This window comes from Kitasatospora sp. NPDC101447 (assembly GCF_044767225.1).
Lineage (GTDB): Bacteria > Actinomycetota > Actinomycetes > Streptomycetales > Streptomycetaceae > Kitasatospora.
Window position 1 is genome coordinate 242,418 of the sequence record NZ_JBIWNL010000007.1, and the last position, 22,512, is coordinate 264,929.

The 22,512-nt window shown below is 74.3% G+C and carries 22 protein-coding genes and 1 riboswitch; of the genes, 13 read left to right on the forward strand and 9 right to left on the reverse strand.

Annotated features, from left to right (window positions below):
- Window positions 1-10: 10 nt before the first annotated feature.
- Both macS and ACIRST_RS13575 read left to right on the forward strand, forming a co-directional pair.
- Window positions 11-1,231 (forward strand): MacS family sensor histidine kinase, encoded by a 1,221-nt coding sequence (gene macS / locus ACIRST_RS13570; protein ID WP_350522523.1) that lies wholly within the window; start codon window positions 11-13, stop codon window positions 1,229-1,231.
- Complete coding sequence (locus ACIRST_RS13575; RefSeq protein WP_402802395.1) at window positions 1,228-1,923, forward strand: response regulator; 696 nt, start codon at window positions 1,228-1,230, stop codon at window positions 1,921-1,923. The genes macS and ACIRST_RS13575 overlap by 4 nt, the downstream gene beginning before the upstream one ends.
- A gap of 42 nt (window positions 1,924-1,965) precedes the next feature.
- On the opposite strand, the gene ACIRST_RS13580 is transcribed toward ACIRST_RS13575, so the two are convergent.
- Window positions 1,966-3,903 (reverse strand): anthranilate synthase family protein, encoded by a 1,938-nt coding sequence (locus tag ACIRST_RS13580; RefSeq protein WP_402802396.1) that lies wholly within the window; start codon window positions 3,901-3,903, stop codon window positions 1,966-1,968.
- A 299-nt stretch (window positions 3,904-4,202) separates the two neighbouring features.
- On the opposite strand from ACIRST_RS13580, the gene ACIRST_RS13585 reads away from it, so the two are divergent.
- Both ACIRST_RS13585 and ACIRST_RS13590 read left to right on the forward strand, forming a co-directional pair.
- Window positions 4,203-5,552, forward strand: a complete 1,350-nt coding sequence (locus ACIRST_RS13585) for a class II 3-deoxy-7-phosphoheptulonate synthase (protein ID WP_350522520.1) — start codon at window positions 4,203-4,205, stop codon at window positions 5,550-5,552.
- Between the two features lie 174 nt (window positions 5,553-5,726).
- Window positions 5,727-6,026: a bacterioferritin-associated ferredoxin gene (locus ACIRST_RS13590; protein ID WP_402802397.1), complete on the forward strand. Its 300-nt coding sequence runs from the start codon at window positions 5,727-5,729 to the stop codon at window positions 6,024-6,026.
- 4 nt (window positions 6,027-6,030) lie between these two features.
- Here the strand turns inward: ACIRST_RS13590 and bfr are convergent, their stop codons facing one another.
- Window positions 6,031-6,510, reverse strand: a complete 480-nt coding sequence (gene bfr, locus ACIRST_RS13595) for a bacterioferritin (protein ID WP_097238253.1) — start codon at window positions 6,508-6,510, stop codon at window positions 6,031-6,033.
- A gap of 244 nt (window positions 6,511-6,754) precedes the next feature.
- Between bfr and ACIRST_RS13600 the strand changes: the two genes are divergently transcribed.
- Entirely contained in the window at window positions 6,755-7,384 is a 630-nt protein-coding gene (locus ACIRST_RS13600) for a sulfite oxidase-like oxidoreductase (protein ID WP_350522518.1), read from the forward strand.
- A 76-nt stretch (window positions 7,385-7,460) separates the two neighbouring features.
- Here ACIRST_RS13600 and pknB read toward each other — a convergent pair whose 3' ends face one another.
- From pknB to thiO, 4 genes are all read right to left on the reverse strand, one after another.
- Entirely contained in the window at window positions 7,461-9,239 is a 1,779-nt protein-coding gene (gene pknB / locus ACIRST_RS13605; RefSeq protein ID WP_350522606.1) for a Stk1 family PASTA domain-containing Ser/Thr kinase, read from the reverse strand.
- Window positions 9,240-9,350: 111 nt separating this feature from the next.
- Entirely contained in the window at window positions 9,351-10,148 is a 798-nt protein-coding gene (locus ACIRST_RS13610; RefSeq protein ID WP_350522517.1) for a thiazole synthase, read from the reverse strand.
- Window position 10,149: 1 nt separating this feature from the next.
- On the reverse strand, window positions 10,150-10,476 hold the full coding sequence (gene thiS / locus ACIRST_RS13615; RefSeq protein WP_350522516.1) for a sulfur carrier protein ThiS: 327 nt from the start codon (window positions 10,474-10,476) through the stop codon (window positions 10,150-10,152).
- Entirely contained in the window at window positions 10,473-11,645 is a 1,173-nt protein-coding gene (gene thiO / locus ACIRST_RS13620; RefSeq protein WP_350522515.1) for a glycine oxidase ThiO, read from the reverse strand. The genes thiS and thiO overlap by 4 nt, the downstream gene beginning before the upstream one ends.
- Before the next feature lie 3 nt (window positions 11,646-11,648).
- Window positions 11,649-11,761, reverse strand: a riboswitch (TPP riboswitch).
- Between the two features lie 85 nt (window positions 11,762-11,846).
- Here thiO and ACIRST_RS13625 point away from each other — a divergent pair.
- The 3 genes from ACIRST_RS13625 to thiE are packed head-to-tail and all read left to right on the forward strand — an operon-like array spanning window position 11,847 to window position 14,113.
- Entirely contained in the window at window positions 11,847-13,055 is a 1,209-nt protein-coding gene (locus tag ACIRST_RS13625) for an FAD-dependent oxidoreductase (protein WP_350522514.1), read from the forward strand.
- Between the two features lie 42 nt (window positions 13,056-13,097).
- The gene (locus ACIRST_RS13630; protein ID WP_350522513.1) at window positions 13,098-13,463 is read left to right on the forward strand and encodes an Rv2175c family DNA-binding protein; all 366 of its coding nucleotides are present in this window, start codon (window positions 13,098-13,100) and stop codon (window positions 13,461-13,463) included.
- Window positions 13,463-14,113, forward strand: coding sequence for a thiamine phosphate synthase (gene thiE, locus ACIRST_RS13635; protein ID WP_402802398.1), 651 nt, complete (start codon window positions 13,463-13,465; stop codon window positions 14,111-14,113). Before ACIRST_RS13630 ends, thiE begins: the two co-directional genes overlap by 1 nt.
- A 19-nt stretch (window positions 14,114-14,132) precedes the next feature.
- Here thiE and ACIRST_RS13640 read toward each other — a convergent pair whose 3' ends face one another.
- Complete coding sequence (locus tag ACIRST_RS13640) at window positions 14,133-15,248, reverse strand: polyprenyl synthetase family protein (RefSeq protein WP_402802399.1); 1,116 nt, start codon at window positions 15,246-15,248, stop codon at window positions 14,133-14,135.
- Between the two features lie 219 nt (window positions 15,249-15,467).
- On the opposite strand from ACIRST_RS13640, the gene metF reads away from it, so the two are divergent.
- Together metF and ACIRST_RS13650 are read left to right on the forward strand one after the other, a co-directional pair.
- Complete coding sequence (metF, locus tag ACIRST_RS13645; protein ID WP_350522510.1) at window positions 15,468-16,382, forward strand: methylenetetrahydrofolate reductase [NAD(P)H]; 915 nt, start codon at window positions 15,468-15,470, stop codon at window positions 16,380-16,382.
- Between the two features lie 237 nt (window positions 16,383-16,619).
- The gene (locus ACIRST_RS13650; protein WP_350522509.1) at window positions 16,620-17,501 is read left to right on the forward strand and encodes a hypothetical protein; all 882 of its coding nucleotides are present in this window, start codon (window positions 16,620-16,622) and stop codon (window positions 17,499-17,501) included.
- Window positions 17,502-17,526: 25 nt separating this feature from the next.
- Here the strand turns inward: ACIRST_RS13650 and ACIRST_RS13655 are convergent, their stop codons facing one another.
- On the reverse strand, window positions 17,527-19,020 hold the full coding sequence (locus ACIRST_RS13655) for a phytoene desaturase family protein (RefSeq protein WP_402802402.1): 1,494 nt from the start codon (window positions 19,018-19,020) through the stop codon (window positions 17,527-17,529).
- 33 nt (window positions 19,021-19,053) lie between these two features.
- Entirely contained in the window at window positions 19,054-19,692 is a 639-nt protein-coding gene (locus ACIRST_RS13660; RefSeq protein ID WP_402802403.1) for a DUF4126 domain-containing protein, read from the reverse strand.
- A gap of 552 nt (window positions 19,693-20,244) precedes the next feature.
- On the opposite strand from ACIRST_RS13660, the gene ACIRST_RS13665 reads away from it, so the two are divergent.
- The 3 genes from ACIRST_RS13665 (at window position 20,245) to ACIRST_RS13675 (ending at window position 22,465) form a co-directional block, all read left to right on the forward strand.
- The gene (locus ACIRST_RS13665) at window positions 20,245-20,835 is read left to right on the forward strand and encodes an SAV_6107 family HEPN domain-containing protein (protein WP_350522506.1); all 591 of its coding nucleotides are present in this window, start codon (window positions 20,245-20,247) and stop codon (window positions 20,833-20,835) included.
- 29 nt (window positions 20,836-20,864) lie between these two features.
- Entirely contained in the window at window positions 20,865-21,617 is a 753-nt protein-coding gene (locus ACIRST_RS13670; protein WP_350522505.1) for a methyltransferase domain-containing protein, read from the forward strand.
- Between the two features lie 458 nt (window positions 21,618-22,075).
- A complete protein-coding gene (locus tag ACIRST_RS13675; RefSeq protein ID WP_350522504.1) occupies window positions 22,076-22,465 on the forward strand; it encodes a DUF3040 domain-containing protein in 390 nt (129 codons plus the stop codon).
- The last annotated feature ends 47 nt before the right edge of the window (window positions 22,466-22,512 follow it).

Genomic DNA, 22,512 nt, shown 5'->3' on the forward strand with positions numbered 1-22,512 from the left:
GGAGGGGCGGATGACGGACGGCGGCAGAGCCGGCGAGGTGGGCGGCACGGTGGCGGCCGGCGGCATGTCCGTCGAACTCCCGCTGTGGCGGGCCATCTCCTACTTCCGGGTGCTGGCCCTGTGCTACGCGCTGCTGCGGTACTTCAACTCGTACCTGCACTTCCTGCACCCCGTCGCCGGCTGGATCTTCCTCGGCGCGCTCACCCTCTGGACCCTCGCCACCACCCGGGCCTTCGCCAATCCGCAGCGCTGCACCTGGTACGTCCTGGGCGTCGACCTCGTCCTCGCCGTGACCGGCATCGTGATGAGCGGCCTGACCGACGCCCCGGCCCGGATCAGCCACGGCGCGCCCACCCTGCCCACCATCTGGGCCGCCGGTACGGTACTCGGCTGCGCCGCGAAGGGCGGCTGGCGCCCGGCCGCGGCCGCGGGCTCGGTGATCGGGGTCGCCAACATCCTGGGCCACGGCGGGCCGACCGGCGACAACATCCACAACATCGTGCTGCTGATGGTCGCCGGGTGCGCGATCGGCTACGTGATCGAGCTGGCCCGGGCCAGCGAGGCCACGCTCACCCGCGCGCTCCAGGTCGAGGCGGCCACCCGGGAGCGCGAGCGGCTCTCCCGGGACATCCACGACGGCGTGCTGCAGGTGCTGGCGCTGGTCCAGCGGCGCGGCGCCGAGCTGGGCGGGGGGACGGACGGCGGCACCGGCGGCGGCGCGGACTTCGCGGAGCTGGGCCGCCTGGCCGGCGAGCAGGAACGCGCGCTGCGGACGCTGATGACCGGCGGCCCGATCCCGGCCCAGCGCGGGCCGCAGCAGCCCGACGCCGCCGAGCCGCGCGACCTCACCGCGCTGCTGCGCCCGTACGCCGACGAGCGGATCACGCTCTCCGCCCCCGGCACCCCGGTGCTGCTGCCCGCCCCGGCGGCGGGCGAGCTCGCCGCGGCGGTCGGTGCGGCCGTCGACAACGTCCGCCGGCACGCCGGCGAGGAGGCCCGGGCCTGGATCCTGGTCGAGGACGAGCCGGAGGCGGTCACGGTCAGCATCCGCGACGACGGCCCCGGGTTCGCCCCCGGCCGGCTCGGCGAGGCGGAGCGGGCCGGGCGGCTCGGGGTCTCCCAGTCCATCCGCGGCCGGCTGCTGGACCTCGGCGGCTCGGCCGAGCTGTACTCGGCGCCCGGGGAGGGCGTCGAGGTCGAACTGCGCGTCCCGAGGAAGGCCACTCCATGACCGACCAGCTGATGACGGATCAGCCGACCACCGACCGGCCGGTGCGGGTGATGGTGGTGGACGATCACCCGATGTGGCGGGACGCCGTCTCGCGCGACCTCGCCGAGGCCGGGCTGGACGTGGTGGCCACGGCCGGCGACGGCGAGGAGGCCGTCCGCCGCGCCCGCGCCTGCTCGCCGCAGGTCGTCGTGCTGGACCTCAACCTGCCCGGGCTGCCCGGCGCCGAGGTGTGCCGCCAGGTGGTCGCGCAGGACCCGGCGGTGCGGGTGCTGGTGCTGTCGGCCAGCGGGGAGCACCAGGACGTGCTGGAGGCGGTGAAGTCCGGCGCGACCGGGTACCTGGTGAAGTCCGCCGGGCGTGACGAGCTGCTGGAGGCGGTGCGCCGCACGGCGGTCGGCGACGCGGTGTTCACCCCGGGCTTGGCCGGCCTGGTGCTCGGCGAGTTCCGCCGGCTGGCGGCCGAGCCGGCCCCGGCGTCGTCGCCGGCCGCCCCGCGGCTGACCACCCGGGAGACCGAGGTGCTGCGGCTGGTGGCCAAGGGCCTGTCGTACCGCCAGATCGCCGACCGGCTGGTGCTGTCGCACCGCACGGTGCAGAACCACGTGCAGAACACGCTGGGGAAGCTGCAGTTGCACAACCGGGTGGAGCTGGTCCGGTACGCGATCGAGCAGGGCCTGGACGACGAGATCTGACCGGCCCCGGGCGGGTGCGCCCGCCCGGGACCGGTCGACTCCTCAGCGCTGCGCGACCGCGGCCTCGCGCAGCAGGCCCGCCACGATGTCCACGCCCTCGCGGGTGAGCACCGACTCGGGGTGGAACTGGAGGCCGGCGAAGCCGGGCCCGCGCAGGGCGTGGACGTCGCCGGTGGTGGCGTCCCGGGAGACCTCGATGCCCTCGGCGGCGAGCCCGGCCGCGTCGGCCTCCGTGCAGCGCGCGGTGAAGGTGTTGTAGAACCCGACCGTCCGCTTGGTGCCGAACAGGTCGATGCTCTCCTGCGCCCCCTGGTACGGGACGGCCTTGCGGCCGAGCGCCAGTCCGAGCTCGGCGGAGAGCAGCTGGTGGCTGAGGCAGACCGCGAGCAGCGGCGCCGGCCGGGTGCCGGCGCGGGCGGCGGCCAGCGCGTCCGCGACGATCGGCCGCAGCACCGCCATCTTGGGGTCGTCGGCGAGGGCCGGGTCGCCGGGGCCGGGGCCGAGGACCAGCGGGCCGCGGTGCGCCGCGACCAGTGCGCGCAGCTCCGGCGTGTCGTAGCGGACGACCGTCACCCGGTGGCCGAGCGAGCCGAGCAGGTGGGAGAGCATCGAGGTGAAGGTGTCCTCGCCGTCCACGACCAGGGTCTGCTCGGTCTCGGTGACCTGGGCCGGCGTCTGCATCCGCAGCCAGAACGGCGCGAGGCCGGCCCGGCGGGCGCCCAGCGCGGCCTGCACCCGGTGGTCGTCGGCGAGCCGGGGGCCGGTGGGGTGGGGCAGCCGGGCGGGTGCCGGCCGGGCGCCGATCGCGGTGAGCACCCCGGCGGCCTTGGCGTGGGTCTCGGCGACCTCGGACTCCGGGACGGAGTGGCGCACCAGGGTGGCGCCGACCCGGACGACCAGCCGGCCGGTGGCCGGGTCGATGTCGGCGGTGCGGATGCAGATCGGCGAGTCCAGCAGCTGCCCGCCGCTGGCGGAACGTCCGATCAGGGCGAGCGCACCGGAGTAGTAGCCGCGCCCGGAGGGCTCGTAGCGCCGGATGACCCGGGTGGCGTTCTCGACCGGGCTGCCGGTGACGGTGGCGGCGAACATCGTCTCGCGGAGCACCTCGCGGACGTCCAGCGAGGTGCGCCCGCGCAGCTCGTACTCGGTGTGGGCGAGGTGGGCCATCTCCTTGAGCCGGGGCCCGAGCACCTGGCCGCCGAGGTCGCCGACCGTGCACATCATCTTGAGCTCCTCGTCCACGACCATGGTGAGCTCCTCCAACTCCTTCGGGTCGTGCAGGAACTGGAGCAGCGAGTCGATGTCGGAGCCGCCCGCCGGATAGCGGTAGGTGCCGGAGATCGGATTCATCACGACGGTGCCGCCGCTCTGCCGGACGTGCACCTCGGGGGAGGCGCCGACCAGGACGCGGTCGCCGGTGTGCACCAGGAAGGTCCAGTAGGCGCCGCGCTCCTGCTCCAGCAGCCGCCGGAACAGTGTGAGCGCGAGCTCCGGCCCGAAGTCCTCCAGGACGGCGTGGAAGTCGCGCCGGATCACGAAGTTGGCGCCCTCGCCGTTGCCGATCTCCTCCTCGATCACCCGGCGGACGATCGAGGCGTACGAATCGTCGTCCACGTCGAACGCGCCACCGGCAAGTGTCACCGGCAACTGCGGTAGGGCGGAGGTGAATTCGGCCAACGGGAGAACGTGCTGCTCGGTGACCGCGAGGGCCTGCAAGGGGGTGCCGTCGTCGTGCGCCTCGAAACCGCGCTCGCGGATCTGCCGGTACGGGACGAGCGCGAGCAGGTCGTGCACCGGGGAGCCGCCGGCCGGGACGCCGTCGGGCACCGGGAGGTCGGCGAGGTGCTCGTAGCTGCCGACGGTGCCCAGCAGCACCTCGACGGTGTCCGGGGCGAGGCGGGGGGTGCGGCGGTGCAGCACGGCGAAGGCGGGGGCGCCGGGGGCGGTGAGACGGGTGAGCAGGTCGGTGGCGGTGGTCACGGTACGGCTTCCTTCCGGGTGGATGGCGAGGGCGGTGCTGGTTCCGCTCCCGGAGGGCCGTCTGCTCAGACGCCGACGGCCGCCCCGAGGGGCGGCCGTCGTGTTCGTCTAGGAACGCGCGATCGGTGGGCCACCCTTGGGGGAGGCCCACCACCAGGAGTGGTTGTGCGGCGCGTGCATGGGTCGAGCGTAGCGGATTCGGCAGGACGGGTGAGCGAGCTCACGCCTTTGTCCGAGATGTGTCTCACCCCTCGGGCAATGGTCACGAATCGCTCGTGTCACCCCGTAGCCTTGGCCGTGTGACCGCTACGACTGACACTTCGAGGGCTGCCCACTCCTGGCAGTCCCTGCCCGCGGCGCAGCAGCCTGAATGGCCGGACCAAGAGGCTCTGCGCAAGACCCTTGCCGAGCTCGCCGCCTATCCGCCGCTCGTCTTCGCCGGCGAGTGCGACCAGCTGCGCGCCCGGCTCGGAGCCGTGGCGCGCGGGGAGGCCTTCCTCCTCCAGGGTGGTGACTGCGCCGAGGCCTTCGACGGTGTCTCGGCGGAGCACATCCGCAACAAGCTGAAGACGCTGCTGCAGATGGCCGCCGTGCTGACGTACGCGGCCTCGGTGCCGGTGGTGAAGGTCGGCCGGATCGCGGGCCAGTACTCCAAGCCGCGTTCCAAGTCGACCGAGACCCGCGACGGCGTGACCCTGCCGGTCTACCGGGGCGACTCGGTGAACGGCTTCGAGTTCACCCCCGAGTCCCGCATCCCGGACCCGGAGCGCCTGAAGCGGATGTACAACGCGTCCGCCGCGACGCTCAACCTGGTGCGCGCGTTCACCACCGGTGGGTACGCCGACCTGCGCCAGGTGCACGCCTGGAACCAGGACTTCGTCCGCAACTCGCCGGCCGGCCAGCGCTACGAGCAGCTGGCCCGGGAGATCGACAACGCCCTGGCGTTCATGAACGCCTGCGGTGTCGCGCCGGAGGAGTTCAAGACCGTCGAGTTCTTCTCCTCGCACGAGGCGCTCGTCCTCGACTACGAGACCGCGCTGACCCGCGTGGACTCGCGCACCGGCGAGCTGTACGACGTCTCCGGCCACATGGTGTGGGTCGGCGAGCGCACCCGGCAGCTGGACCACGCGCACATCGAGTTCGCCTCGAAGATCCGCAACCCGATCGGCGTGAAGCTCGGCCCGACCACCTCGGTGGACGAGGCGCTCGCCCTGATCGAGAAGCTGGACCCGGAGCGCGAGCCCGGCCGCCTGACCTTCATCACCCGGATGGGCGCGGGCAAGATCCGCGAGCACCTGCCCACCCTGGTCGAGAAGGTCACCGCCTCCGGCGCCAAGCCGGTGTGGATCTGCGACCCGATGCACGGCAACACCTTCGAGGCCTCCAGCGGCCACAAGACCCGCAGCTTCGACGACGTCCTGGACGAGGTCAAGGGCTTCTTCGAGGTGCACCGCGCGCTCGGCACCCACCCGGGCGGCATCCACGTGGAGCTGACCGGCGACGACGTCACCGAGTGCGTCGGCGGCGGCGACGAGGTCATGGTGGACGACCTGCACCAGCGCTACGAGACGGCCTGCGACCCGCGGCTCAACCGCAGCCAGTCGCTGGACCTGGCGTTCCTGGTGGCGGAGATGTACCGGGGGCAGTGATCCCCGCGCACGGCCGGCCCCCGGGCCGGATGTGACGAAAGCCCCTCCGGTTTCGGGGTTCCCGAGCCCGGAGGGGCTTTTTCGTACCCGGATCGCCGGGTAAGGTGAGGCTTAGTGAGCTAAGGCAAGCCTTAGTCAAGATCCACTCGACGCTTCACCCCGGGAGAGACCGCGATGTACGTGTGCATGTGCCATGCGGTCACCGAGGACCAGGTGAAGAAGGCGATCGACGGGGGTGCCAGCTCCCCCCGCCAGATAGCGAAGGGCTGCAAGGCCGGCACCGACTGCGGATCCTGCGTGCGCCGGATCCAGGCGCTGCTCGGCGAGCACGGCGCCCGGCCCTGCCCGACCGCCCGGCTGGCCGCCAAGCTCGGCCTCGCCGACCCGCAGTCCGCGCAGCCGCAGCCCGCGCCCGCCGCGCCGGCGCCCGCCTCCGGCCCGATCGCCCCGGTGCTCCCGCTGCGCGCGGCCTGAGGCCTCAGGATTCCGGCTGCTCGATCAGCTGGGCGAGGTAGAGCGGCTCGCCGAGCTTCGCCAGCAGTTCCAGCTGGGTGTCGAGGTAGTCGATGTGGTGCTCCTCGTCCGCCAGGATGTCCTCGAAGATGTTCGCCGAGGTGACGTCGTTCTTGGCCCGCATCACCACGATCCCGCGCTTGAGCCGGTCGATCGCCTCGACCTCGACCTGGCGGTCGGCCTCGAACATCTCCTGGACCGTCTGGCCGATCCGGACGTGGAACAGCCGCTGGTAGTTGGGCAGCCCCTCCAGGAACAGGATCCGGTCGGTGAGCGTCTCGGCGTGCTTCATCTCGTCGAAGGACTCGTGCCGGGTGTACTTGGCGAGCTTCGTCCAGCCGAAGTTCTCCTGCATCTTGGCGTGCAGGAAGTACTGGTTGATCGCGGTCAGCTCGGCGGTGAGCTGCTCGTTGAGGAACTCGATGACCTCGGGATCGCCCTGCATGGCGGTGCCTCCTGCGCTGGTCCTGGGGTGGGTCCCGTCCTGGGGTGGGTCCTGCGCTGGGAATCCTGGCACCGTGGCGGGAGGAAATTCCAGTAAGTTCACACTCACTAGGACATGTGTCGGAATATCCGATTTGGGCGAAGTGGGTGGGCGGGCGGCCGACCGTTGGCCCGTACGGGCGGGGCGTGAATCCTCACAAAGGGGCGCGCGCCGGGGCTCGTCCGCCGTCTGTCACCATGGATCCATGGGTCAGTCCAAACACGAACCGCTGCAGCCGTCTGACCCGAGGCTCCCCCCGGGCCAGCGCGTGCAACGCGGCTGGCCCGCCCTGCACTACGGCCCGGTACCCCGCTTCAAGCCGCTGACCTGGGACCTCCAGGTGTTCGGCGCCACCGCGTCGGCGGAGAAGCACAGCTGGGACTTCGAGGCCTTCAACGCCCTGCCGCGCACCACCGTCGTCGCGGACCTGCACTGCGTGACCAAGTTCTCGGTGCTCGGCAACGAGTGGACCGGCGTGTCGGCGGCCGCGGTGCTCGACCTGGTGCCCCCGGCCCCCGGCGTCACCCACGTGATGGTCTGGGCGGAGTACGGCTACAGCGCCAACCTCCGGCTGGCCGACTTCGCCGACCCGCGCACCCTGCTCGCCACCCACCGCAACGGCGAGGCGCTGACCGCCGAGCACGGCTTCCCGGTCCGGCTGGTCGTCCCGCAGCTGTACGCCTGGAAGGGCCCCAAGTGGGTCCGCGCGGTGGAGTACATGCGGGCCGACCGGCGCGGCTTCTGGGAGGAGCGCGGCTACCACAACCTCGCCGACCCCTGGCGCGAGCAGCGGTACTCCTACCAGGAGGAGCCGGGCGAGGGCCCGCTGCGCTGAGCCCGTCCGGCGGGGCCGCGGCGAGCCGCCCGGAGGCCGCGGCGGACCGCCGGGAGCCGGAAGCGGCCGGGGGCGGCTAGAAGAGCGAGAACCTGACCGTCACCGGGCTGTGCTGCGGGCGCCGCTCGCCGGCCGCCGGGGACTGGCCGTTGACCTTGACCGCGCCGAACACGTCCCAGCCGGTGGTCTGCATCGTGAAGCCCGCCGCCTGCAGCGCCTTCTGCGCCTCGTCCTTGGTCAGCCCGGTGACGTTCGGGACCGGCACCATGCCCTTGCTGACCACCAGCGAGACGGCGGCGTTCTCCTGCAGCTGCTGCCCGGCCGCCGGCGAGCTGCTGATCACCGAGCCCTCCGGCACGGTGTCGTCGTACGTCTCGGTCACACTGCCCCTGGACAGCTGGGCGCCGGCCAGGGCCGCCGCGGCGTCGGCGGCGCTCCTGCCGACGACGTCCGGCACCGCGATCCGCTTGGGGCCCTTGGAGACGGTGACGGTGATGCTGTCGCTGCGGCGGGCGCGCGCCCCCACCCCAGGGTCGGTGGAGATCACCTGCCCGGAGGGGACGGACTCGCTGAACGCCTCGACGAACCTGCCGTGCAGGCCCTCCTTGTCCAGGATCCGCTGCGCCTCGGCCCGGTCCTTGCCGAGCACTCCGGGCACCGCGCCGTACAAGCCCTCGGACAGCCCGTAGGTGGCGCCGCCGACCGCCAGCACCAGCGCGGTCAGCGCGGCGGCCCAGATCACCGCCTTGCGGGGGATCCGGCGCAGCACGCCGGGCCGGCGCTCGCGCACCGGGGCGGGCTCGTCGTACGGGCGCGGCTCGGTGAGCAGCTGGTCCATCAGCTCCGGCGGCACGTCCAGCACGCTGGTGCGTTCCGTCGGCGGGGCGTCGGCGGGCTGCGGCAGCGGCTCGATCACCGAGGTCGGCTCGCTGGTCGGGTAGCGCGGACTGGGCCGGGTGGAGGCCGGCGGCTCGGCGTCCAGCTCGGCCGGGGTGAGGGTGCGGCGGGCCCGCTGGAGCGCGGCGAGCAGCTCGACCGCGTCGTACGGGCGGCCGTCGGCGGCCCGGGCGCAGGCGGCGGCCACTATGGCGTCCAGCTCGGGGCCGACCGCGGGGGCGACCAGGGACGGGGCGGGGACGTCCTCGTGCAGGTGCTTGTACATGACCTGGACGGGGTTGTCGCCGGTGTGCGGGCGGCGGCCGGTCAGCATCTCGTACAGCAGGATGCCGGCCGCGTAGACGTCGACCCGCTGGTCGGTGGGGGCGTCCGGGAGGATCTGCTCGGGGGCCAGGTAGGAGACGGTGCCCAGGACCGTGCCGCCGGTGGCGGTGTCGGCCGAGGTGGGCGCGCCGTCGGCGGTGCCGAGCACCCGGACCAGGCCGAAGTCGGCGACCTTGACCAGGCCGCCCTCGGTGATCAGCACGTTCTCCGGCTTGACGTCGCGGTGGACCAGTCCGGCCCGGTGGGCGGCGCCCAGGGCGGCGAGCACCGGCTCCAGGACGTCCAGGGCGGCCCGGACGGAGAGCGCGCCGCGGTCGCGCAGCAGGTCGCGCAGGGTGCGGCCGGGGACGTACTCCATGGCGAGGAAAACGTTTCCGCCGTCCGCGCCCTGGTCGAAGACGTTGACCACGTTGGGGTGGGTGAGCTTGGCGACCGCCTTGGCCTCGCGGATGAAGCGGGCGGTGAAGCCCTCGTCGCCGGCGAGCGCCGGGTGCATCACCTTGAGGGCGACCACCCGGTCCAGCCGGGTGTCGGTGCCCTTGTAGACGGTGGACATCCCGCCGGTGGCGATGCGCTGCTCGACCCGGTACCGGTTGTCGAGCAGGGTGCCGATCAGGGGGTCGTGCAGTGCCATGTCCACCCGGCGAGTCTAGTGCCGGGCCGGGCGGCCGGACCCTGGGGACACCGCCTCAGGGCCCGGCTGTGCCCGGCTTGTGACACGCCGCCCGCCCGGGGCGCCGGCCGTTCAGAACGCCGGCCGTTCCCGGGTGTCCAGGTCGGCGCGGCCGGCCATCGCGGAGGAGGCCTCGGCGTGGAAGCGGCGCGGGATGCGGCCGGCGCGGTGGGCGAGCCGGCCCGCCTCGGCGGCGTGCCGCATCGCCTCGGCCATCAGCACCGGCTCCTGAGCCCTGGTCACCGCGGAGGCCAGCATCACCGCGGCGCAGCCCAGTTCCATGGCCAGCGCGACGTCGGAGGCGGTGCCGGCGCCCGCGTCCAGGATCACCGGGACACCCGCGCTCTCCACGATCAGCTGGAAGTTGTGCGGGTTGCGGATGCCGAGGCCGGAGCCGATCGGCGAGCCCAGCGGCATGATGGCGGCGCAGCCCACGTCCTCCAACTTGCGGGCCAGCACCGGGTCGTCGTTGGTGTACGGCAGCACCGTGAAGCCGTCGTCGACGAGGGTCTCGGCGGCGTCCAGCAGCTCGATCGGGTCCGGCAGGAGGGTCCGCTCGTCGGCGATCACCTCCAGCTTCACCCAGTCGGTGCCGAGCGCCTCGCGGGCCAGCCGGGCCGTCAGCACGGCCTCACCGGCGGTGAAGCAGCCGGCCGTGTTGGGCAGCACGCGGATGCCGTTGCGGGTCAGCACGTCCAGGACGGAGCCCTGGGTGGAGGCGTCGACCCGGCGCATCGCGACGGTGGTCAGCTCGGTGCCGGAGGCGAGCAGCGCGCGCTCCAGGACCTCCAGGCTCGGCGCGCCGCCGGTGCCCATGATCAGCCGGGAGGAGAAGGTCGTCCCGGCGATGGTGAGCAGGTCGTCGGCCATCTCAGCCTCCCTGCACGGCGGTGAGGATCTCGATCCGGTCGCCCGCGCTCAGCGGCGTCTCGGACCACGAACTGCGGGGCACCACGGCCTCGTTGAGGGCGGCGGCGACGCCGGTGTTGGCCCGGCTCACGGTGGCCACCAGCTCGGCGAGGGTGGTCGTGGCGGGCAGCTCGCGGGGCGTGCCGTTGACGGTCAGGACGATCCCGGTCGGCGCCGTCCCGGCGGGCGCGGATCCGCGCGGCGCGGGCTCGGTGGGTGCGGTCGCGGTCGCGGTCGTCGCGGGTGCGGTCTCGGCCGGTGCGGATCCGGTCGGTGCGGTCTCGGTCATGCCTGGGCCTTCGTGGTGGAGCGGTCGGGGGAGAACCGGGTGGGGGTGAACGGCCTTGCCGACTCCGGGAGTTCGCCGGTGGCCAGGTACTCGGAGAGCAGGTCGGCGGTCACCGGGGTGAGCAGCACGCCGTTGCGGTAGTGGCCGGTGGCGGCGATCAGCCCGGGAAGGGCGGTCGGGCCGAGCAGCGGTGCGTTGTCGGGCGAGCCGGGACGCAGCCCGGCCGAGGTCTCCGCCAGCGGGAGTTCGGTGATCCCCGGGACCAACTCGTGCGCGTCGCGCAGGAGTTCGTACACCCCTCCGGCGGTGACGGTGGTGTCGTAGCCCTGCTCCTCGGTGGTCGCCCCGATCACCAGCTCGCCGTTCTCCCGCGGCACCAGGTAGACGTGCCGGCCGCGCACCACGGCGCGGACGTTGCGGGAGAGGAACGGCCGGAAGGCGTCGGGGACGCGCAGGCGCAGCACCTGCCCCTTCACCGGGCGGATCGCGGGCAGCACGCCCTCGGGCAGACCGGCCAGCCGGTGGCTGTGCGGGCCGGCGGCGAGGACGACCTGGTCGGCGGTCACGGTCTCGTCGGTGCTCAGCCGGGCGCCGACCGCGCGGCCGCCCTCGACCAGCAGCTCCACCGCTGCGGCGGGCCGGACGACGACGCCCGCCCGCTCCCCGGCCAGCAGCAGGGCGGCGAGCATCCGCCGGCCGTCCACCTGGTGGTCGTCCGCGACGTGCAGGCCGCCGCGCACACCGGGGGCGAGCATCGGCTCCAGCCTGCGGGCCTCCCGGCCGGTCAGCCACGTCGAGTCCAGGCCGAGCCGCTGGTGGAAGGCGTGCAGTTCGCGCAGCTCCTCGCGGTCGTCGGAGTCCAGCGCCACGGCGATCGTGCCGCAGCGCCGGTAGCCGGTGTCCTGGCCGCCGCTCGCCTCGGTGAGCTCGGCGGCGAAGGCCGCGTACCGCTCGTTGGAGGCCATGCCGAGCCGCAGCAACGGCTCCTCGCCGTACTGGAGCTCGGTGACCGGGGCGAGCATCCCGGCCGCGACCAGGCCCGCCCCGCCGCCGGGGGAGGGGTCGACCACGACGGTCCGCAGCCCGCGCTGCGCCGCCCGCCAGGCGACGGCGAGGCCGATGATGCCCCCGCCGATCACCAGGACGTCGGCGCGGACGTCCGATGGCATGCGTGTCAAAGCTGCTCTTCTCCCTTCGCCGGTATGACCCGGATCAGGTTCGGACGGTCGCAGGCCGTGCCAGCCCGCCTCTCAGCCCGGTTCGCCGGGCTCCCGTGATGGTGCCCCCACCATAACGCCGGGGCCGGGGGCGGCCGAAGGGCCGTACGAAGGGTGGGACGGCCCCCGGGCCGCCGCGTGGTGCTGAGTACAGTGACGGGCGTGGCAGAGCTGAGCGGAACGGATCAGGTGGTCGTCGTCGGAGCCGGGCTGGCCGGGGCGCAGTGCGCCCTGAAGCTGCGGCAGGGCGGGTGGCGGGGGCGGATCACGCTGGTCGGCGAGGAGCCGCACGCGCCGTACGACCGGCCGCCGCTCTCCAAGGACGTGCTGCTCGGCAAGAGCGACAGCACCGCCCTGGACATCGACTACGCGCACCTCGGCATCGAGGTCCGCACCGGCGTCCGGGCCACCGGCCTCACCCCCGGCGTGCTGCACACGGACGGCGGCGACCTCCCGTACGGCTCGCTGGTGATCGCCACCGGCGCCGTCCCGCGGGCCCTGCCCGGTGCCGAGCGGGCGCACCTGCTGCACACCCTGGACGACGCGCTGGCGCTGCGCGCGCTGCTGCGCCCCGGTCTGCGGCTGGTGCTGGTCGGCGCGGGCTGGATCGGCGCCGAGGTGTCCACCGCGGCCCGTGCGGCGGGCTGCGAGGTGACCGTGGTCGAGGCGGGCCCGGCGCCGCTGCCCGGCGCGCTGCCGACCGTGATCGGCTCGGCGATGGCCGCCTGGTACACCGAGGCCGGCGTCGACCTGCGCTGCGGGGTCGGCGTGGCCGCCGTCGAGCCCGGCGCGGTGCTGCTGGCGGACGGCTCGCACCTGCCCGCCGACGAGGTGGTGGTCGGCATCGGGGCCCGGCCCGCGACGGAGTGGCTGGCCGGCTCCGGCGTCGAGCTGGACGGCTCCGGCGCCGTCGTGGTGGACGCACGGCTGCGCACCGGCCTGCCCGGGGTCTTCGCGGCCGGCGACTGCGTCAGCTACCCCTCGGCCCGGGCCGGGGCCCGGTTGGCCGTCCAGCACTGGGACCACGCGCTGCAGTCCGGCGAGGCGGTGGCCGCCGCCGTCCTCGGCGCGGACGCACCGCCGTACGACCCGGTGCCGTACTTCTGGTCGGAGCAGTTCGGGCGGATGGTCCAGTACGCGGGCCGGCACGCCGAGGGCGACGAGGTGCTGTGGCGCGGCGGCCCGCAGGACGACTCCTGGGCGGTGCTGTGGCTGCGGGGCGGCGTGCCGAGCGCGCTGCTGACCGTGGACCGGCCGCGCGACCTCACCCAGGGGCGGAAGCTGATCGAGCGCGGCACGGCGCTGGACCCGGCCCGCGCGGCGGACCCGGCGGTGCCCCTGAAGTCGGCGGTCGCCGGGTAGCGGCTGGTGCGCGACGGGCCGCCGAGGTGGCAGTCTGGTGACGTGAGCGAGATCGAAAGCAAGATTGAAGACCTGGTCCCCGAGTGGATGTACCTCCCCGACATCTCGGAGCAGTGGGGGGTGCGGGTCACCGAGGTGCGTGACCTGGTCCGCAGCGGCGGGCTGATCGCCGTCCGCCGGGGCCCGAACAAGTCGCTGCAGGTCCCTGCGGCGTTCATCGACGGCCCCGGGCTGGTCAAGCACCTGTCCGGCACCCTGACCGTGCTGCGCGACTGCGGGTACGACGACCTGGAGATCCTGGAGTGGCTCTTCACCGAGGACCCGTCGCTGCCCGGCAGCCCGATCCAGGCACTGAGGGAGAACCGCGGCACCGAGGTCAAGCGCCGTGCCCAGGCGATGCTGATCTGATGGCCGCGGACACGCTGCGCGCCCGCCTCTCGGACGCGCGCCTCTACCTGTGCACCGACGCCCGCCGGGAGCAGGGCGACCTCGCCGAGTTCCTCGACGCGGCGCTCGCGGGCGGGGTGGACATCGTCCAGCTGCGCGACAAGGGCCTGGAGGCCAAGCAGGAGCTGGAGGCCCTGGAGGTCTTCGCCGACGCCTGCCGCCGCCACGGCAAGCTGCTGGCCGTCAACGACCGCGCCGACGTCGCGCACGCGGCCCGGCCGGACGTGCTGCACCTCGGCCAGGACGACCTGCCGGTGCCGGCCGCCCGGGCGATCCTCGGCGAGGACGTGCTGATCGGCCGGTCCTGCCACGCCGAGTCCGAGGTGGACGCGGCGATCGCCGAGCCCGGGGTGGACTACTTCTGCACCGGCCCGGTCTGGCCGACCCCGACCAAGCCGGGCCGCCCGGCACCGGGCCTCGGCCTGGTCTCGTACGCGGCGAAGCAGGCCACCGACCGGCCGTGGTTCGCCATCGGCGGGATCGACCTCGGCAACCTGGACGAGGTGCTGGCCGCCGGTGCCCGCCGGATCGTCGTGGTCCGGGCCATCACCGCCGCGGAGGATCCGCGGGCGGCCGCCGCCGAGCTGTCCCGCCGCGTGCGGTCCAGCTGATCCCTGGCCGCCGCCGTCCTCAGTACTTGCGGACGGTGGCGGCCTCGGCCAGCGCCAGCAGGACCCCGCGGGCCCGCTCGTCCACCAGCGGGGCCGCCGCCAGGGCGGCCAGCGACTGCCGCATCAGCTCCTCGATCCGGCCCTCCACCAGCTCGGGCGCGCCGCTGCGGGCGACCAGCTCGCGCAGCCCGGCGACCTCCTCGGGCGCCAGGTCCGGCGCGCCGAGCCGCTCGTCCAGGTGCCGGGCGTCCGCGGCGGGCAGGCCGCGCATCGCGTGCGCGACCAGCAGCGTCCGCTTGCCCTCGCGCAGGTCGTCCCCGGCCGGCTTGCCGGTGACCGCGGGGTCCCCGAACACGCCGAGCAGGTCGTCCCGCAGCTGGAAGGCCTCGCCCAGCGGCAGCCCGAACGCCCCGAGGGCGTCCACCAGCTCCGGTCCGGCCCCGGCCAGCAGCGCGCCGACCTGCAGCGGGCGCTCGATGGTGTACTTCGCGGACTTGTAGTGCAGCACCGTCCGGGCGCGGTCCAGCGCGCCGTCGTCCGTCGAGTCGCCGGCCACCGGCTCCAGCACGTCCAGGTACTGGCCGAGCATGACCTCGGTGCGCATCAGGTCGAACACCGGCTTGGCGGCCAGGACGGCGGCCGGCTCCAGGCCCGAGCGCAGGAACAGCTCGTCGCACCAGATCAGCAGCAGGTCGCCGAGCAGCACCGCGGCCGAGGCGCCGTACTGCTCGCGGTCGCCGCGCCAGCCGCTGTCGCGGTGCAGCGCCTCGAAGCGGCGGTGGATCGAGGGCAGGCCGCGGCGGGTGTCGCTGCGGTCCATCAGGTCGTCGTGCACCAGGGCACTCGCCTGGAGCAGTTCCAGGGCGGCGGCCGCGTTGGCGATCCCGTCGCCCCCGGGGGGCGTGGCCGGGCCGCCGGCGGCGCGCCAGCCCCAGTAGCAGAAGGCCGGGCGCAGCCGCTTGCCGCCGTCCAGCAGGAAGTCGCGCAGCGCGTCGGAGGCGGGCACCAGCTGGGGCGAGATCTTGCCGAGCAGCGCGGACTGGCCGTCCATGAACGCGGCGAGCGCGGCGTTGACGCGTGTGCGGACGTTCTCCACGTCAATGGGGTTGGCCGGCCGGGTGCTGGACGAGGTCACGATGGGGCTCCGCTGGTTCTCTGGGGTGCAGCAAGCGTAGCGGGGCGGCCGGGAACGGGCGTGCGAGCGGGCCCGCGGGGGTGGTGCGACGGGGTCGGCGGACGCGGTGCGAGCGGCCCGGAAGGGACGGCGGGGGCCAACCGGAATGCCGTCCATCAGTTGTCTCAATCCGTGGAACCGAGTTGTCCGGCCTCCTCGAAGGCCGGATAGCCTGCCAGCATGGCACTCGGAATCGCTTCCACGAGAGCGGATCGCGCACTGACCGTCCGCGAGCTCCTGGCGGCCGGCAAGCGCTCCTTCTCCTTCGAGTTCATGCCGCCGCGCACCGAGGTCGGCGAGCAGAAGCTCTGGGACGCCATCCGTCGACTCGAACCGCTCGACCCGAACTTCGTCTGCATGACGTACGGCGCGGGCGGCTCCTCGCGCGAGCGCACGGTCAACATGGTCGGCCGGATCGCCACCGAGACCACGCTCACGCCGGTCGCGCACCTGACCGCCGTCGACCACTCGATCGCGGAGCTGCGCAACATCATCGGCCAGTACGCGGACCAGGGCGTGCGCAACGTCCTCGCGGTCCGGGGCGACCCGCCCGGCGACCCGATGGGCGAGTGGGTCAGTCACCCCGACGGCGTCACCTACGCGTACGAGCTGGTGGAGCTGATCAAGGGCATCGGCGACTTCTGCGTCGGCGTCGCGGCCTCGCCGAACATGCACCCGCGCTCGACGAACTGGGACGACGACATCCGGCACTTCGTGGCGAAGATCCGCTCCGGGGCCGACTACGCGATCACCCAGATGTTCTTCGAGGTGGACGACTACCTGCGGCTGCGCGACCGGGTGATCGCCGCGGGCTGCGAGACGCCGATCATCCCGGAGATCATGCCGGTCACCAACGCCAAACAGCTGGAGCGCTTCCCGCAGCTCAGCGGCTCGGCCTTCCCGGCCGACCTGGAGGCCCGCCTGCGGGCGGCCATCGACGACCCGGCGGCGCTGCGGGCCGTCGGCATGGAGCACGCCACCGCGATGGCCGAACGGCTCCTCGCCGAGGGCGCGCCCGGTCTGCACTTCATCACGCTGAACCACTCGACGGCGACGCTGGAGATCTACCAGAACCTCGGGCTGCACCAGCGCTGAGGTCCCGCGGCCGGCCCGAGCAGGCCGGGTCCGGTCGTCCGGGTGGTCCTTGCGACCGGCGTGCTGACGCTGGGCGTTCACGGGCCCGTCACCGTCCCGACGGTGGCGGGCTCGGTCGTGTGCGGTCGGTACCGGGTGCGCCGGGAACGCGATGCGGTACCCCGGCCGTTGAACCGGTACAGTCGCCGCACACCCGCGGCGGACACGTGCGGGCACGCGACTGGAGGTAGCGGGCGGATGGGCATCGGATACCTGCTGCTGTACGCCGCGTTGGCGGTGGTGGCGCTCTGGCTGGTCGCCGAGGTGCTGCTGCAGAACCGGGCGCCGGTGCACTGGCGGGTCCTGGCCCTGGTCGGCTTCCTGGGCGTGGCCGGCGGGATGGGCGCCGGGTCGGTCGTGGTGATCGGGGCCGGTGCGGCGCTGTTCGCGGTCGGCCAGACCTTCGTCACGCTGTCGGTCAAGCGCGGCTACCGCGACGGCTGGTCCCTGCGGAAGGCCGACGGCAGCCTGCCGGGCCCGCTCGCCAAGGTGCCGCTGCTCGGCGCCCTCACCGGCGGCGGGGCCGCGGTGGCGGCGGCCGTGGTCGCCGCGGAGCGGATCGGCGAGGTCAGCGCGGTCGAGGAGCCCCCGGCCTTCGAGCCGACGCCGACGCCGATGCCCGAGGACGAGCCGCAGGTCGAGCAGACCGCCGCGTTCGAGATGCAGGAACTCGCCCAGGACGGCATCTACGCCCCCGCCTACTACGAGCAGCAGCAGCCGCAGCAGCAGGTCCAGGACCCGTACGCCGCCACGGCCTACCAGGGCGGCTACGACCAGCAGCAGTGGCAGACCCAGCAGCAGCCCGCCTTCGCCTACGACCAGTCCTACGGCGGCTACCCGCAGCAGGACCTGCAGCAGGACCCGTACGGCGCCTACCAGCAGCAGGGCCAGCAGCCGGGCCAGCAGCAGGACCCGTACGCGGGCTACCAGCAGCAACAGCAGACCTGGGACCCGAACGCCCACCAGCACCAGCAGCAGTGGCAGCCCCAGCCCGACCCGCAGGCCCAGGGCATCCCGCAGCAGCAGGCGTACGACCAGAACTACGGCTACCAGCAGCAGAACACCTGGCACCAGGGCTGACGACCCGGGGTGGTCGGGCGGGCCCTTAGGCCGGCCCCACCAGGTTGGCGGCGATGCAGGCCGACATGCCGACGCGGGCCAGCCCGCCGCCGGGGTGGGCGGTGCCGCCGATCAGGTAGAGGCCGGGGACCGGGGACTCGTTGGCGGTCCTCAGCCAGCCCCCGTCCGCTCCGGCCAGCACCGGCAGGGCGACCGAGCCGCCCGGGGCGCCGGTCTCCCGGCGGGTGTCCTCCGGGGTGCGCACGACCCGCCACAGCACCCGCTCGCGCAGGCCCGGCACGGCCGCGTCGACGTGGGCGAGCAGCCGGTCGGCGTAGCGCTCGGCGACACCGGGGGCGGTCCAGTCGACGACGCCCTGCGCCGGGACGGTCGCGGTCAGCACCACGCTCTCGTGCGCGTCGTCGGGGCGCAGCGCGGGGTCGTCCGGGCGCAGCACCTGCACCGTGGGGCGCTCGCACAGCGGGCCGGCGCCGGTCAGGGCCCGCTCCTCGGCGGCGAGGTCGGGGGTGTGCACCACGGTGCGGTGGGCGGTGCCCTCCGGCCGGGCGCCGCGCAGGGCGAGCAGCACGCAGAATCGGCCGGGCGCCCCGGACGGCCGCCACGCCCCGGCCGGCTTCCCGGGCCACTCGGCCAGGCCGCGGCCGAACAGCGCGTCGGCGTCCATCGCCGAGAGCACCAGATCGGCCTCGATCCGGCCGTCCGGCGTCTCGACGCCGCGGGCGCGGCCGTCCTCGACGACGACCCGGGTGACGGGCGTGTCGAAGCGGAAGTCGACCTTGCGCAGCTCGCAGCGCCGGTACACCGCCTCCGCGAGGGCGCGCAGGCCGCCCCGGACGTACCAGACGCCGAAGGACTGCTCCATGTACGGCAGCACGGTGGCCCCGGCCGGGGCCAGGCCCGGGACGAAGCCGTAGCGGACCGCGGACTCGAACAGCAGGGCGGTCAGGCCGGGGTGCCCGTCCAGTTGCCGCGCCGCCACGTCGTGGAGGGTCCACGGGGCGGCGCGGCGCAGCCGGGCCAGGCCGGTGCGCGGCGGGACGGGGTACGGGTCGGTGCCCAGGAAGCCGGTGTCGGCGGGGAGCGGCTCTTCGAGCAGCGGGCGGCGGGTGGCCTCCCAGACCGTCCGGCCGTCGTTCATCACCGCGCTCCAGCGGGCGCCGGAGCCGGCCCCGAAGGCCGCGTCCAGGGCCTGGCTGACCCCGCCGCGGGAGGCGTTGGGCAGGGTGACGGCGGTGCCGTCGGGGAACAGGTGCCGGCTCTCCGGATCGACCGGGGCCAGCTCGACCAACTGCTCCAGCGGCTCCTTGCCGGTCTTCAGCGCGAGGTCGCGGTAGACCGCGGGGAGGGCGAGCAGCCCCGGTCCGGTGTCGAAGGCGAAGCCGTCGCGCTCGTGGCGGCCGACCATGCCCCCGTACGTACCGCTCGCCTCGCAGACCGTCACCCGGTGGCCGAGGGTCGCCAGCCGGGAGGCCGCCGCGAGCCCGCTCATTCCTGCGCCGATGATGACGATCCGTGCCATGGCACCCGATCCTAGGGGCCCCGGGGGCCCGGCTCAGACCCCCGGCTGCCGGGCGTACGCGCCCTGCACGCCCTGCGCGGCCTGCGCGGCCTTGGCGGCCCGGCGCTCGCGACGGCGGGCCCGGAAGGCGCGGATCCTGCCGATCACCAGGCGGACCAGCAGCAGCCCGGCCACCAGGACCACGGCGGCGATCGAGGCGGCCAGCCACGGGTGGAAGATCGCCAGGGTGACCAGGCCGGCCACCGAGAGGTCCTCCGCCATGCTGACCACGATGTTGCTGGCCGGCTCGGGGGAGGTGTTGACGGCCATCCGCAGCGAGGCCTTCACCAGGTGGCTGACCAGCGCCGTCGTCCCGCCCATCGCACTGGCCACGACCTCGCTCAGCGAGCCGGGGTCGTTGCTCGCGATCAGGACGCCCACGGTGGCGCCGGCGATCGGCCGGATCACGGTGTGCACGAGGTCCCAGACGCTGTCCACGTACGGGATCTTGTCGGCCACCGCCTCCAGCGCGAACAGCACGGCGGCCACGACCAGCACGTCCGTGCGCTCCAGCGCGTGCGGCACCGACTGCGCGTCGGCGAACCGGCCCAGCAGGCCGAGCAGCAGCACCACCGCGTAGGCGTTGATGCCGCTGGCCAGTCCGCTGGTGAAGATCAGCGGCAGGATCGTCATGGCCTCCCCCTTCTCGTGAACCGGGCCGGTTCCGCCCGGCCCCGCCGTACCGTACCGGGAGCCGGGACGCCGTACGGCCCGGGGCCGGTTCCGCGCGGGGTCTGAGTACGGATACTCAGATCCGCGGTTGAGTACGTCAGCGGATGGCCTCCGACCTGCGGAGACGGGAGAGTGGTGGCATCCGGGAGGAGCGGCGCGTCGGGCGCCGCCCCGCCCGGGTGGCGGATCCGTCCGTCCCTCCGGCCGTGAGTGCCGGGGGACGGCGGCGGAGATCCGCGAAACGGGGCTGGTCACGGTCCCCGCACCGCCGACACGGGGCGGCGGAGCGGGCCGGGGGGAGACCGGCCACGGGGGAAGTTCGTCACCGCCGCCCGTGGGGGGACGGCGGAGCGACGGCACACGGCGGCGGCGCGGACCGGGGGAGGGCCCGCGCCCGCCGCCGATCGCGTTTCCCGGGCTCCGTCCCGGAACGGACGGATTGTCAGTGGTGCCGTTCACGATGGAGGGGCACGGACCATCCGGTCCGCGCACTGCCTCGGAACGGGGGAGACCATGACCATCAGCCGTCCTGAGCCCGTCACCGCCCGCCTCCACTCCGCCGCCCACCCGTACACCCCGGACCAGCCGGGCGGACGCCCCGGCGGTGGGGACGTCCACCCCGTGGTCCGCCGGATCGCCGCGCCGCCGGCCGCCCTCGACCTGCTCGCCGACGCCCACCGCACCCTCGCCCGCGCCCGCGCGCTGGAGGACCCGCTGGAGCGCTACGCCACCGCGCACCTGGCCGCGCTGCGCACGGTGGCGGCCGTCCTGGCGGTGCGCGGGCGCCCGGAGAAGAACCCGCGCCGGCGCAAGGCCATCCGCAGTGCCTGGGAGGTGCTGCCCGAGGTGGCTCCGGAACTCGCCGAGTGGGCGCTCTACTACGGCGCCGGCGCCCGCCGCCGGGCCGCCGCCGAGGCCGGGATCCGGGGTGCCGCGTCGGCCCGCGACGCCGACGACCTGATCCGCAACTCCGCCCTGTTCCTGCGCCTGGTCGAGCGGCTGCTGGGCCTGCGGGCGGTCCCGCCCGCGCCCCGGCTGCCGCTGGACGGCGACGAGCCGCCGGGCGCCGCCGGACCGGCCACCCGTAAGGTGGAGGCAACCTGATCGAACTGCACGTGCCAAGGAGCCGCACCTTGTACCCGACGCGTCCCCGCAGTGCCCTGCGTACCGCCGTGGTGTGGGAGGTGGTGCGGGCAGCCCTGGAGAAGCGGGCGGCCGAGCTGGAGCAGCCGGTGCTCGACGTGGTCGACACCGGCGGCGGCACCGGCAACTTCGCCGTGCCGGTGGCCAAGCTCGGCCACCGGGTCACCGTCGTCGACCCGAGCCCGGACGCGCTGTTCGCGCTGGAGCGCCGGGCGGCCGAGGCCGGCGTGACGGACCTGGTGCGCGCCGTCCAGGGCGACACCCAGACGCTGCCCGAGCTGGTCGCCCCCGGCACCGTGGACGCGGTGCTCTGCCACGGCGTGCTGGAGGTCGTGGACGACCCGGCCGAGGCGCTCGGCAGCCTGGCGGGCACCCTGCGCAAGGGCGGTCTGGTCAGCCTGCTGGCCGCCAACCGCAACGGCGCCGTGCTGGCCCGCGCGCTGGCCGGCCACTTCAACGAGGCCCGCACGGTGCTCTCCGCCACCGACGGCCGCTGGGGCGAGAACGACCCGATGCCGCGTCGCTTCACCGGTGAGGAGCTGTCCGGCCTGGCCGAGGCCGCCGGTCTGCGGGTGGAGTCGGTGCACGGCGTCCGGGTCTTCGCCGACCTCGTCCCCGGGGTGCTGGTGGACACCGAGCCGGGCGCGCTGGAGGCGCTGCTGAAGCTGGAGGAGGCCGCCGCCGAGCAGCCCGCCTTCCACGCCGTGGCGACCCAGCTGCACCTGCTGGCCACCCTGGCCTGAGCCGCCCCCGCCGGGCCTCCGCGAGACCTCCGCGAGACCTTCGCCGCCGCACGGTTCGCACACCGTACGGCGGCGGTTCGCGTGCCCGTCGCCCGCCGGTTCCCCGGCCCGGCCGACCGGCCGGTTTCCGCTCTCCTGCGGCGAAGCTGCCCAGGTCCGGACCGATTCCAACGGATCGGGCACTTGTCCGGGGTGTGGCCCGTTGACACCGGTGCGGCCGGGCCCGGTCGAAGTGGCCCGTCCCACGCGGCGCAGACCACTCCGTAACAGGCTCACGGACCGTATGATCTGGGTAAAGCCGGAAAGCATGACAGCCGGATGCGTGGGGCATATGGACGACACGGGCCGGGCCCCCCGCACAGGCGTCCGACCGTGTTGCCCCAAGGCTGATTGGACTTGCCTCCCCGACCGGGGTGGGCGGACCGGTCGCACCCGCGACCGACGAGTAGGAGGACTCCGTGCCGCTCTCGGAGCACGAGCAGCGACTGCTCGACCAGATGGAGCGAGCGCTGTATGCCGAAGATCCCAAATTCGCGTCGGCGCTTGAGGGAACCGGGCTGCGCACCTACACCCGTCGGCGGGTCTACCTGGCCATTGCCGGATTCGTGGTGGGGATCGGGCTCTTGATGGGCGGCATGGTCGTTCCGGACCAGATCTGGGTCAGCGTCGTGGGCTTCCTGGTGATGCTCGGGTGCGCGGTGTTCGCCGTGACCGGCTGGCGCCGCGGGCCCGCGGCCCAGGGCTCCGGGCCCCGCCAGGCCGCCGCCCCGCGCCGCAAGGCCGGGATGATGGACCGGGTCGAGCAGCGCTGGCAGCGCCGCAGGGACGAGCAGACCGGCGGCTTCTAGCCACCGGGCCGTACGGCGCATCAGGACCGAAGACGCCGGGGGCGGGC